Source organism: Rhodococcus parequi (assembly GCF_046042785.1).
GTDB lineage: Bacteria > Actinomycetota > Actinomycetes > Mycobacteriales > Mycobacteriaceae > Prescottella > Prescottella parequi.
Genome location: NZ_JBDLNV010000002.1, coordinates 686,221 through 697,933, shown reverse-complemented (window position 1 = coordinate 697,933; position 11,713 = coordinate 686,221). Strand labels below are relative to the sequence as shown.

The following is an 11,713-nucleotide window of genomic DNA, read 5'->3' as shown; positions in this document are numbered from 1 at the left end:
GCGCCTTTTCGGTAGTTCCAGCTACCAAAAAGGCGCACGGGTGGCGCAGCCGCCTCAGCACTCCGACGGTGCGGGTTCGCCGCGCAGGCGGGCGTCGACCCACTCGAAGGCACCGGAGTTGCCGAGTGCTTCCCCCAGGAAGTGCTCGCCGGGCACCTGCCGGTAGACGGCGGCGACACCGTAGCCGCACTGCTCGTCGTACAGGTTGCGGGCGCCGAGGGCGGGGATCCAGAAGTCCTGCCCGCCGTTGTAGATGTACAGCGGGGTGCCGGAGACCAGGTCCGCCATCTTCATCTTTGTGTAGATGTCGTGGGCGACAGGTGAATTCAAAGCGTCGACGACGTTCGCGAGCGCCTCGGCGGGGATCCCGAACACGCCCGACGCGCCGAGGTTGAGCATGCACTGATCCTTGATCGACGAGATGCCGATGCGCTGGCCCAGGCCGTTGATCAGCGGCAGGATCTCGAGGTTCTCCCGGGAGATCCCGAACACCGCGGCGAGGAACAGGCCGCTCGCGAGGTTGCCGTTCATGGTGCGGCCGAGCATCTCGAAGTCGGCCGGCACCCCGCCCATCGCGGCGCCGACGATGTCGGGGGCCAGTTCCGGGGCATACCCGTCGAGCAGTTTGGCCGCGCCGTGCGTGGCGATCGCTCCACCGGAGTAGCCCATCATGGCGATCTTGCTGGTGCCGAACTCGGCGGGGAACACGCTGCGCATGCCGCGGATGGAGTCCAGGATCGCGTGCCCGGCGACGTACGGTTCGCCGTAGGCCATCGAGGGGCCCTCGTGGTCGGGGATGAGGACCGCGTAGCCGCGTTCCTCGGCCTTGGTCGTGACGGGCCGGAGGAACTCGATGAAGTTGGTCGACGGCGTGATCCCGTTGGCCAGGGTGTGGGAGGGCGTACAGGCCCGCCCGAGGCCGTTGATCGGCACGTTGTTGACCAGGACCGGACGCGGGCCCGGGCCTGGCCACACCCCGGCGGGGATGACGAGCGTCGCGGTGGCGAACGACGGTGCACCCGACGCGTCGGTGGTCTTGACCTTGATCTGCTTCACCTCGCGCACCGGCCCGAGCAAAAGATTCTTCGCGACCGGTGTGACGTCGCGGACCTCGACGACCTCCCCGTTCGCCATCCCGGGCAGACCGGGCGGGTAGAGGTCGAAGAACGGTTCCCCGATCGGTGAGGGCAGCGATTCCTGGTGCAGGGTGTCGAGCGGCGGCGGCGCCAGAGCGGGTTCCGGGACCACCGAGCCGACCAGGCCGGGTATCCACGAGCCGAACGCCGACCGGGCCAGCGACGCGGTCCCCCACGACCCGGTGATCGGGGTGGTGCCGTTGGAACCGGTTCCGTCCGAACCTGTTCCGTCGGTCAGGGAACCGGGCCCGATGAACCCCTGCCCGGCCGCGCTGCCCGTCGATCCCACGCCGCCGATGCTCGTGTCCGGAAGCGCGCTGCCGCTCGACTGCGCGGCCGCGGCGCCGGAACCTCCCCCGACCACGACACTCACCGCGAGTACGGTGACCACCATCCGACCCCAGAATCCCCCACGCTGGTTTGGCATGCGCGGGAACCTACCCAAGGCACTTCGTGCCCGTGCGCGTTTTCGGTAGACCCGGCTACCGAAAAGGCGCACGGGTGCCGAAGGCGCCTCAGTAGTAGACGGCGATCGGCCCGTTCGGTCCGGTCATGCACGAGACCGGGGTGTCGAAAACCTGACTGAGTGTCTCGTCTACCAAAATCTCTGCGGGCGTTCCGAACTCGACGACCTGGCCGTTCTTCATCGCGCAGATCCGGTCCGCGTAGTGCGCGGCGAAGTTGATGTCGTGCAGCACGATCACCACGGTGCGGCCGAGCTCGTCGGCGACCTTGCGGAGATGCTTCATCATCTGCACCGAGTGCTTCATGTCCAGGTTGTTGAGCGGTTCGTCGAGCAGGATGTAGTCGGTTTCCTGGCACAGCACCATCGCCACGTAGGCGCGCTGGCGCTGCCCGCCCGAGAGCTGGTCGAGATACCGGCCCTCCAGCTCGGTGAGGCCGAAGAACTCGATCGCGCGGGTGACGGCGTCCTCGTCGACGCGCGTGAGCCGCCCCTTCGTGTGCGGGAAGCGACCGAAGCCGACCAGCTGTCGGACCGTGAGTCGGGTGACGAAGTGGTTCTCCTGGCGCAGGATCGAGACGATCTTGGCCAGCTCCTTCGAGCGGGTGCGGGAGACGTCGTGGCCGCCGATCTCGATGGTGCCCGCGTCCGCGCCCAGCAGGCGCCCGATCATGGTCAGCAGCGTGGACTTCCCCGCCCCGTTGGGGCCGACGAGCGCGGTGATGCCGCCCGCCGGGATCCGGAGGTCGACGGGCCCGATCGTCACCGTCGAGCTGTAGTCCTTGCGGACACCCTTGATCTCGATCACAGTTTGCCCTTTCGCAGAATCACAATGAGGAACGTGGCGCCGCCGACGGCCTCGATGATGATCGACACCGCGCCCTGGGCGTAGAAGACGTTCTTGAGCACGAAGTAGGCGCCGGCGAGGATCACGAAGCCGGTCAGGACGGCGACCGGGAAGATGTAGCGGTGGTCGTGGGTGCCCGCGAACTGGTAGGCCAGCGTGGCGACGAGGAAGCCGAGGAAGGTCATCGGCCCGATCAGCGCGGTGGACACGGCCATGAGCACGGAGACCAGGAACAGCACGAGCATGATCTCGCGGCGGTGGTCCAGACCCAGGTTGGTGGTGACGTCCCGGCCCATCGCCACCAGGTTGAGCCGTCGGGCCCGCCACCACAGCGCGCCGGCGGCGGCGATGCACAGCGGGAGCGCCAACGGCAGGTAGGCCACCTCGGCGTTCGAGATCGAGCCGAACAGCTTGGCGGTCAGGACGTCGAACTCGCTCGGCGTCAGCAGCCGCTGCATGAACGCCGACACCGACCCGAGTCCGCCACCCAGAACGATGCCCACCAGCAGCATCACCTGCATGTTCCCGTACTTGCCGGACAGCAGCCAGCCGTACAGCAGCATCGCGAAGACGACCATGATCGTCAGTTGCAGCGCGAACTGCGGGACACCCTGCAGCGCAACCACTCCGGCCGCGCCGAGGAAGAACACCGAAGCGGTCTGGACGGCGACGTAGAGCGCCTCGAATCCCATGATCGACGGCGTGATGATCCGGTTGTTCGTCGCGGACTGGAAGGCGACGGTGGCGACGGCCTGGCAGACCACGACGATCGCGATGACGACCAGGCTGGTCGCACGCAGCTCGGCGACCCGCCAGAAGCCGGGACTACCCAGCGGCAACGGGTTGTCCCACGCCAGCACGCCGAAGGCGAACGCCACGGCGAGTACCGCGAGGGTGCCCACGACGATCCAGTAGCGACGACGGCCGCCGGCGGTGGCGAAGGCGCCCGTTCCGGTTTGCCGGACCGCGGCCGGTGCGTCGACGACGGCGGGGCTCGGCTGGATCTCAAGCATGGCGGCGGCTCCGGAGCAGCATGGCGACGAACACGATGGACCCGACGACACCGAGGATCAGTGAGACGGGAATCTCGAACGGCGCGATGATCGTTCGGCCCACCAGGTCGCAGACCGTGACGATCGCGATGCCCAGCAGGCACACCCAGGGCAGATTGCTGCGGAGGTCGTCGCCGCGGATCATCGAGACGATGTTCGGCACGATCAGCCCGAGGAAGGGCAGATTGCCGACGACGACGGTGACGATGCCCGTGGCCACCGCGATCAGGCCCGTGCCGAGCAGGATGATGCGGTTGTAGTCGAGACCGACGTTGGTGGCGACGTCCTCGCCGAGTCCGGCGACCGTGAACCGGTCGGCGGCGACGAACACCACCACCGCGACGATCGCCACGATCCACAGCACCTCGTACTGGCCGCGGATGGCCGAGGTGAAGCTGCCGGCGAACCAGATGCCCATGCTCTGCAGCAGGTCGGTGGCCAGCGCGAGGTACGTGGTGACGGCGCCGACGACGGCGCCGAGCATGATGCCGACGATCGGCACGATCAGCGAGGACGTCAGCTGGACGCGGCGCAGGAACAGGAAGAAGATCATGGTGCCGACGAAGGCCGCCACGACGGCGCCGATCATCCGCGGCATGAGACCGGCGCTCGGCGCGACGATCATCATGATCATCAGACCGAGTCCGGCCCACTCGGTGGTGCCCGTCGTGGTGGGTTCGACGAACCGGTTCTGCGTCAGCAACTGCATGACCAGGCCGGACATCGCCATCGCGGCGCCGGCGAGCACCAACGCGACGGTGCGCGGGATGCGGGTGATGTTGAACATCTCCCAGCCGGCGTCGCCGTCGAAGACGTCGAAGACGCCGGTGAAGAGCGAGAGCGTCAGCAGAACGCCGACGCCGAGGAAGCCGAGCATCAGCTTCCAGTCGAACAGGCGACCCTTGTCGCGGGCCGGGGCGGTCGGTGCACTCATCGGAGAAAACTTCCGTACTGCGATCGAGCCTGCGCTACCCCGTGGTCCGGCTCGGGGCCGTCACCACGGGGTAGCCGGGCGCTCAGCTGTTGCTGTTCTTCTCGAGCAGGTCGGCCAGCGCGTCGAAGAACGCGGTGTACGTCTGGATGCTCTCGTTGGTGTACGTGTCGGCGGGCATGTAGATGACGTTGCCCTTCTTGATCGCGTCCACGTTCTGCAGGGCGGCGGAGCCCTCGATCACCTTGGCGGCCGGCATGTAGCCGTCCTTCTTGGCGTCGGTGGTGGCGGCGTCACGATCCATGACGATGATCAGGCCCGGGTTGGACTGCGCGATCGCCTCGACCGAGATGTCGTCGCCCTGATGGTTGTCGGACCCCTGCGGCACCTCGAGTGCAGGCTTGAATCCGAAGATGTCGAACATCGGGCCGATCGTGCGCCCGGTGTGGGGGGCGACGTAGCCGATGTTGCCGCCGGAGACGATCACGCCCATCACGGACGTGCCGGTTCCGTAGGCCGCCTTCACCCGGGCGATGGATGCGTCGAACTCGTCGTTGAGCTGCTGTGCCTCCGACTGCTTGCCGAAGATCTCGCCGAGGACGGTGGTGCCGCGCTTGAGTTCGGCATCCAAAGGCTGGTCCTTGCGGGGCGTGACGTCGACGATCGCCGCGTTGGGGGCGAGCTTCCGGAAGTCCTCGCGGAACTGCGCGAAGCGGTTGCCGTTGAGGATCAGACCCGGATCGGCGGCGACGATCGCCTCCAGGTTCGGTTCGCGGTGGGTGCCGAGGTCGACGATGCCCGAGTCCTGCTTGTACGAGATCGTGTCCGGCATCAACGCCACCGCACCGGCCTTCAGCGGGACTCCCCAGTCCGCGAGGGTCTGGAAGGTGGTGTTGTCGGTGGCCACGACCGACGACGGGGGCACGGTGACGGTCTGCTCGCCGAAGTTGTCCTCGACCGTGACGGTGGTGGTCTCTTCAGCGGCGGCCTCGTCGGAGGTCGTGCTCGAGCAGGCGGTCAGGGCGAGGGCGGCCAGTGCGATGGCAGCCGCGCTGCGGTACAGCCGGGGCGCTTTCATCTTCGTGATTCCTTGCTTCGTGCCGATGGGACGTGCCACGCCGCAGCCCCCCGTCCGCGACGGTGGTGAGCCTAACCTAAGGAGTGTAAAAGGGATGATTCGGGCTGTTGCCCCACGATGTGCCAGGTGGGTGCGAGGTCGACCGGGCCGCCGGTGTCCGGTGGGCGGGATCGAACGGTGTGCGCGCTGTGTGAGCCGGGTTACGCTCCGCCCGAGATTCGTTCCACGAGCAAAGGTCCAGCGAGCATGGCATCCGCAGAAGACATCAAGAACACCGTTGCCTCCTACATGAAGGCACTCGAGAGCAAGAGCGCCGACCGGGTTGCCGCGCTGTTCGCGGAGGGCGCCACGGTCGAGGATCCGGTCGGCACCGAGCCCAAGCGTGGCGTCGAGGAGATCCGCACCTTCTTCAAGGCCATCGAGGCGATGGATCAGACGGCCGAGCTGCTCACGATCCGCGTCGCCGGCAACAGCGCCGCCTTCCACTTCCGCACCGTCTCCAAGGTCGGCGACGCCACCTACGTCATGGAGCCGATCGACGTCATGACCTTCGACGACGATGCCAAGATCACCAGCACCCGCGCGTACTGGGCGCAGGAGGACATGATCGTCAGCTGACGAGTCGTCGCCGCTTCGCTGTCGGTGGGGTGCGGTCCGGTGCCGGGTACGGCACGGGCTGTGCCCCATCGGCGTTTGTTGACCGCCCGAAGTTGTCTATACAAGACTGGACAGGCAATGGTGGGCGATGGCAGCGGAGGAACTGTGAACGACGGACCGTACTCGCCCGGGGCCCCCGCGCTCCGGACCACCCGAGACGACCGCGAATCGGTGCGGTGGCGCAACGGCCAGGGCACCACGCAGGTGGTCGCCGAGACCGAGCTGTGGCGGGTGAGCATCGCGGACGAGCCGACGTCCTCGACCTTTTCGGTGATCGACGACCACGACCGCCTGTTCATGCCGATCGGCGAGGTCTCGATCGAGCTGACGGGCGCGGACGCCGTGCACCACGTCGTCGCGCCGCTCGAAACGATCGAGTTCCCCGGCGAATGGGCGCCGGCGTGCCGCGTGGACAGACCCACCCGCGCATTGAACGTCATGGTCCGGCGTGGCCACGCCACGGCGACGATGCATTTCGGTGAACCGCCACGAGACGTCGATCCCGCGGCGCTGGTGGTTCTCGTCGATCCTGCGACGGAGGACGCGGTGCTGCTCCCGCCCGGGTGCGTCGATGCCGCCGAGACGGCCGGGCCCTGCGCGGTCGTCACCATCACGACTCTCGACCGTCCCTGACGGGACACCGTCAACGGGGTACGGGGCGCAGCACGATCTCGGTGGGGTGGGCGTCCCGCGGCGTCTCGACGGCGCTGCGGACCGCCCGCGCCACCGTCTCGGGGGTGAGGAAGGCGTCGGCGTCGTACTCGCCGCCCTCGGACGCGACGATCGCGCGCTGCATGTCGGTGTCGATGCGCCCGGGATGGATCGAGGTGACCCGCAGCGCCGGTTCCTCGAGGCGCAGCGCGTCGCCGAACGCGCGTAGCGCGAATTTGCTTGCGGCATAAGCGCCCCAGCCGGCGTTCGCGCGCAGCCCGGCACCCGAGTTGACGAGCACCACGTGCCCGTTGGCGGCGCGCAGCGCCGGCAGCAGCAGCCGTGTCAGTTCCGCGACGGCGACGACGTTGGCCTCGAACGTCCGCCGCCACGCGTCGGCCGACGTCTCCTCGATCGTCCCGAGTTCGGCGACGCCGGCGTTGTGGACGAGCACCTCGAGCCGGTCGATGTCGGCGACGGCGTCCGCGACGGCTGCGTGGTCCGTCAGGTCGACCGGCCACGGCGCCGCCCCCAGCTCGCCCACGATCTGCTCGAGCGATTCGGCGCTGCGACCGCCGAGGATCAGCTGGTGGGAGGGGGCGAGTTCGCGGGCGATCGCGGCACCGAGACCGCGACTGCCGCCGGTGATCAGGGCTGTCGGATGCTGGGAGACCATGCCCCCGACACTAGACCGATGATCATCCGGCCGGAGTCGTGAGTGTCGGCTGCACCGCGCCTCGCGCCGGGAGACCGGGGCCGCCCGGCAGAGGCGGACCGGGGTTGTCGAACGGGTTGTCGTTGAACGGCCCCGGGGCGCCCGGCCCGTTTCCGTTGGTCGGCAGCGTCGTCTCGTGTTCGGGGATGTATCCGAAGGAATTGGTCTGCTGCAGACCGGTTTCGTCGCTGGTCGACGTCTGTTCCTGGGGGTAGCCGTGGTTGACCGCCTCGGAGGTCCGGTCGCAACCCGTCAGCCCGAGGGACAGGGCCGCGAGCGCGGCGACGGCGCCGACGGCGATCAACCGGGGAAGCGGTGAGTGGTTCGTCGGGGTCATGGGTCGCCTCCGTTCATCCTGCCGGCGTGGTGAGGGTCGCGTCTGCGGGCACCGGAACGACGACGGCCGGAGCCATGCGCCCGCCACCGAGCTCGAACGGGTCGTCCTCGATGCCGCCACCTTCGGGTTCGATGGGATCGGTCTCGAGGGTCGTCTCGTGTTCGGGGATGTAGCCGAAGGAGTTGGTCTGCTCGAGACCGCTCGGGTCCTCCGGCGAGTCGGTGCCCTCCTCCTCGGTGGTGAGCGTCGCGGGGTTCGATTCGACCTCGTCGTCGCCTCCGGCGACGGCGACTCCGAGCAGCCCCGACGCGACGGTCGCGGCGGCCGCTGCCGCGACCATCCACCCCTGGTGTTCGATCGTCTGCTGACTCATGGCTCTGCCTTCCGTGCATGTCCTCGGCAGCCCTTTCTCCAGCATGGCACCGGCACACGGCATCTGCAGAGGTAGGTTGTGCACAATATTGTTGTGGTCTACATTTGTGAGGTGACCGACGACCTCGCACTGGACCGGCAGGTGTGCTTCGCGCTGTATTCGGCGTCCCGCGCCACCACCGCGGCCTACCGGACGCTGCTCGCCGACCTGGGCATCACCTACCCGCAGTACCTCGTGATGCTGGTGCTGTGGGAGCGCGACGGCCGGGGCGTCCAGGAGATCTGTCACGCGCTCCAACTCGACACCGGAACGCTGTCCCCGCTGCTCAAGCGCCTCGAGTCCGCCGGTCTCCTGGAGCGGCGACGGCTGGGCGGCGACGAGCGGCGCGTCACCGTCGTGCTCACCGATGCCGGGACGGCCCTGCGTGAACGCGCGTCCGACATCCCGGCCCGGCTCGCCCGGGCCACCGGCCTCGGTGGGCCGGATCTCGAACGGTTGCGCGACGTCCTGCTGGCCGTCGGCCGCAATCTGCACGCCACCGAGTTCGGCGTTCCCTGATTCCCCCGCCCCCCTGATTCCCCTGCCCGACAACCGAGAAGAGGCACCGTGAACATCGTCTACACCGCAGAAGCACTGGCCACCGGAGAGGGCCGCAACGGCCGCGCCCGGACGTCCGACGGACGCCTCGATCTGGAGCTCGCCATCCCGACGGAGATGGGTGGCAGCGGCAACGGCACCAATCCCGAACAGCTGTTCGCGGCCGGGTATGCCGCGTGCTTCCACTCCGCGCTCCAGCTGGTCGCGCGGCAGGCCGGCGCCGACGTCACGGATTCGGCCGTGGGTGCGCGGGTCGGCATCGGCCCCAACGGTTCCGGTGGCTTCGGCCTGGCCGTGACCCTCGAGGTCTCGCTGCCGCACCTGGACCGTGACGAGGCGCTCGCGCTCACCGAGAAGGCGCACGAGGTGTGCCCCTACTCGAACGCCACCCGCGGCAACATCGAGGTCACCCTGACCGTGGCCGACGACGAATAGTCGTGCCGTGCGCCGGTCCCGGAGGCACCATGGAGGCATGGTGAATCCGGGGCCGGTCGAGGCGTTGCGGGAGGTCGCGTTCTGGCTCGAGCGCGACCGCGCCGACACGTACCGGGTGAAGGCTTACCGGCGGGCCGCGGACGTCGTGGCCGGTCTGACGGACGAGCAGCGTCGGGCCCGTCAGCGGACCCGTGGGTGGACCGAGCTGTCGGGGGTGGGCGCGAAGACCGCCGCGATCATCGAACAGGCCGCAGCGGGTGAGGTGCCCGATTACCTGCGACAGCTTCGGGATGCCGCCGCACCCATCGGATTCGGCGGCGATTTGCAGCCGGCGCTGCGCGGCGATCTGCACGTGCACTCGGACTGGTCGGACGGCGGCAGCCCCATCGACGAGATGATGCGCACCGCGGCGGTGCTCGGACACGAGTACTGCGCGCTCACCGACCACTCACCGCGGCTGACCATCGCGAACGGCCTGTCCGCGGAGCGGCTGCGCACCCAGCTGACGGTGGTGCGCGACCTCAACCGGGAACTCGCGCCGTTCCGGATCCTCACCGGCATCGAGGTCGACATCCTCGACGACGGTTCGCTCGACCAGGACCCCGAGCTGTTGGCCGAACTGGACGTCGTGGTGGCGAGCGTCCACTCGCACCTGCGGGCCGACCGGAACGAGATGACCCGGCGGATGCTCGGTGCCGTCCGGAACCCGCGGGTGAACGTGCTCGGTCACTGCACCGGGCGGCTCGTCGAGGGGTCGCGTGGTGGCCGTCCCGAATCGACGTTCGACGCCGAGAAGGTGTTCGAGGCGTGCCGCGACCACGACGTCGCGGTGGAGATCAACAGCCGCCCAGAACGCCGCGATCCGCCGAGCCGGCTGATCGACCTGGCCGTCGACATCGGCTGCCTGTTCGCGATCGACACCGACGCGCACGCGCCCGGGCAGCTGTCGTGGCAGGGCCTGGGCTGCGAGCGGGCGATCCGCTGCGGGGTCGAGGCCGAACGCGTCGTCAATACGTGGCCGGCGGACGAATTGCTCACCTGGACGCGCGCGTTCGCCGGGTGAGTCGCAGAATGGGACGATGATCGACCCGGGATTCACGCCCACCCAGCTCGCGGCGCGTGCCGCGTACCTGCTGCGCGGCAACGACCTGGGGACCATGACGACCGCCGCGCCGCGCCTGTACCCGCACATGTGGAGTTGGGACGCGGCGTTCGTGTCCGTGGGGTTGGCGCCGCTGAGCGTCGAGCGCGCCGTCACCGAACTCGACACGCTGCTGTCGGCGCAGTGGAGCAACGGGATGATCCCGCACATCGTGTTCGCCAACGGGGTCGACGGCTACTTCCCCGGTCCCGCACGCTGGCAGTGTCGGGAACTGGCCGGGTACGCGCCCATCGGCGTCGACACGTCCGGCATCACGCAGCCGCCCGTCCATGCCATCGCGGTGCAGCGGATCCTCGATCACGCCCGGAGGCACGGCCGCAGCACCCGGGCGGTCGCGGAGGAGTTCCTGGACCGCCGGTGGCCCGACCTGATGCGTTGGCACCGGTGGCTCGCGCGGGCCCGGGACCGCGACGGCAACGGGCGGATCACCCTGTTCCACGGGTGGGAGTCCGGAATGGACAATTCGCCCCGCTGGGATACCCCGTACGCCAACGTCGTTGCCGGTCCCGTGCCGTCGTATCGGCGCGAGGACGTCACCGTCGTCACCGATGCCTCGCAGCGACCCAGCAACGGCGAGTACGACCGGTACCTGTGGCTGCTCGAGGAGATGAAGAGCGTCCGCTACGACGACGAGGCGCTGCCGGAGAAGATGAGCTTCGCGGTGGAGGACGTGTTCGTCAGCGCGGTGTTCGCTCTCGCGTGCGAGGTGCTCGCCACCATCGGCGAGGAGCACTCGCGCCCCAACGCCGATGTCCGCGAACTGCACTACTGGGCCGACCACTTCCGCAAGGGCGTCGTGGCGACCACCGACGCGCGCTCCGGCGCGGCCCGCGACCTCGACCTGCGGACAGGGCGGTGGATCTCCTCCGACACCATCGCGATGTTCGCTCCCCTGTTGTGCGGTGGCCTGGACCGGCAGGCCGAGCGGGCCCTGCTGCACACGTTCGAGGGTCCACGCTTCTGCACGCACCCCGACCTGCGGTACGCGGTGCCGCCGTCCACATCGCCGGTGTCGGGCGACTTCAGGCCGCGCGAGTACTGGCGTGGCCCGGTGTGGCCCGTCATGACGTGGTTGTTCTCGTGGGCGTTCGCCCGACGCGGGTGGGCCGAGCGGTCGCTGATGCTGCGCGCGGAGGGACTCCGGCAGGCCGCCGACGGCAGTTTCGCCGAGTACTACGAGCCGTTCACCGGGGAACCGCTCGGCAGCATGCAGCAGTCGTGGACCGCGGCGGCGGTGCTGGACTGGCTCGGCTAGTGAACCGCGTCGGACGAAGCTGTG

General features: G+C 68.8%; 14 protein-coding genes. 6 read left to right on the top strand and 8 right to left on the bottom strand.

Translation table 11 applies throughout. The annotated features are described in order from the left end of the window. Positions 1-54 precede the first annotated feature (54 nt). The 5 genes from ABEU20_RS07445 to ABEU20_RS07425 all read right to left on the bottom strand — a co-directional run bounded on the left by ABEU20_RS07445 (position 55) and on the right by ABEU20_RS07425 (position 5,507). Entirely contained in the window at positions 55-1,563 is a 1,509-nt protein-coding gene (locus ABEU20_RS07445) for a lipase family protein (protein ID WP_420163750.1), read from the bottom strand. Between the two features lie 88 nt (positions 1,564-1,651). Beyond that, positions 1,652-2,407, bottom strand: coding sequence for an iron ABC transporter ATP-binding protein (locus ABEU20_RS07440; protein ID WP_420163749.1), 756 nt, complete (start codon positions 2,405-2,407; stop codon positions 1,652-1,654). Then, the gene (locus ABEU20_RS07435; protein WP_420163748.1) at positions 2,404-3,459 is read right to left on the bottom strand and encodes an iron chelate uptake ABC transporter family permease subunit; all 1,056 of its coding nucleotides are present in this window, start codon (positions 3,457-3,459) and stop codon (positions 2,404-2,406) included. The genes ABEU20_RS07440 and ABEU20_RS07435 overlap by 4 nt, the downstream gene beginning before the upstream one ends. Beyond that, the gene (locus ABEU20_RS07430) at positions 3,452-4,432 is read right to left on the bottom strand and encodes an ABC transporter permease (protein ID WP_420163747.1); all 981 of its coding nucleotides are present in this window, start codon (positions 4,430-4,432) and stop codon (positions 3,452-3,454) included. Before ABEU20_RS07430 ends, ABEU20_RS07435 begins: the two co-directional genes overlap by 8 nt. An 82-nt stretch (positions 4,433-4,514) precedes the next feature. Beyond that, positions 4,515-5,507 carry a siderophore ABC transporter substrate-binding protein gene (locus ABEU20_RS07425; protein WP_420163746.1) on the bottom strand — a complete coding sequence of 331 codons (993 nt, stop codon included), beginning with the start codon at positions 5,505-5,507 and terminating at the stop codon, positions 4,515-4,517. A 246-nt stretch (positions 5,508-5,753) separates the two neighbouring features. Between ABEU20_RS07425 and ABEU20_RS07420 the strand changes: the two genes are divergently transcribed. Next, complete coding sequence (locus ABEU20_RS07420; RefSeq protein WP_420163745.1) at positions 5,754-6,125, top strand: nuclear transport factor 2 family protein; 372 nt, start codon at positions 5,754-5,756, stop codon at positions 6,123-6,125. A 144-nt stretch (positions 6,126-6,269) separates the two neighbouring features. Beyond that, positions 6,270-6,797 carry a HutD family protein gene (locus tag ABEU20_RS07415; protein WP_420163744.1) on the top strand — a complete coding sequence of 176 codons (528 nt, stop codon included), beginning with the start codon at positions 6,270-6,272 and terminating at the stop codon, positions 6,795-6,797. A 10-nt stretch (positions 6,798-6,807) separates the two neighbouring features. Here ABEU20_RS07415 and ABEU20_RS07410 read toward each other — a convergent pair whose 3' ends face one another. The 3 genes from ABEU20_RS07410 to ABEU20_RS07400 are packed head-to-tail and all read right to left on the bottom strand — an operon-like array spanning position 6,808 to position 8,240. Beyond that, on the bottom strand, positions 6,808-7,491 hold the full coding sequence (locus ABEU20_RS07410; protein ID WP_420163743.1) for an SDR family oxidoreductase: 684 nt from the start codon (positions 7,489-7,491) through the stop codon (positions 6,808-6,810). Positions 7,492-7,513: 22 nt separating this feature from the next. Next, entirely contained in the window at positions 7,514-7,867 is a 354-nt protein-coding gene (locus ABEU20_RS07405) for a hypothetical protein (RefSeq protein ID WP_420163742.1), read from the bottom strand. 13 nt (positions 7,868-7,880) lie between these two features. Continuing rightward, positions 7,881-8,240, bottom strand: a complete 360-nt coding sequence (locus ABEU20_RS07400) for a hypothetical protein (protein ID WP_420163741.1) — start codon at positions 8,238-8,240, stop codon at positions 7,881-7,883. 111 nt (positions 8,241-8,351) lie between these two features. Between ABEU20_RS07400 and ABEU20_RS07395 the strand changes: the two genes are divergently transcribed. From ABEU20_RS07395 to ggh, 4 genes are read left to right on the top strand one after another with little or no spacing between them, the layout of a single operon-like run. Then, positions 8,352-8,798: a MarR family winged helix-turn-helix transcriptional regulator gene (locus tag ABEU20_RS07395; protein WP_420163740.1), complete on the top strand. Its 447-nt coding sequence runs from the start codon at positions 8,352-8,354 to the stop codon at positions 8,796-8,798. A gap of 48 nt (positions 8,799-8,846) precedes the next feature. Further along, positions 8,847-9,272 (top strand): organic hydroperoxide resistance protein, encoded by a 426-nt coding sequence (locus tag ABEU20_RS07390; protein WP_420163739.1) that lies wholly within the window; start codon positions 8,847-8,849, stop codon positions 9,270-9,272. Positions 9,273-9,309: 37 nt separating this feature from the next. Continuing rightward, entirely contained in the window at positions 9,310-10,335 is a 1,026-nt protein-coding gene (locus ABEU20_RS07385) for a PHP domain-containing protein (protein WP_420163738.1), read from the top strand. Between the two features lie 16 nt (positions 10,336-10,351). After that, positions 10,352-11,689: a glucosylglycerate hydrolase gene (ggh, locus tag ABEU20_RS07380; protein WP_420163737.1), complete on the top strand. Its 1,338-nt coding sequence runs from the start codon at positions 10,352-10,354 to the stop codon at positions 11,687-11,689. The last annotated feature ends 24 nt before the right edge of the window (positions 11,690-11,713 follow it).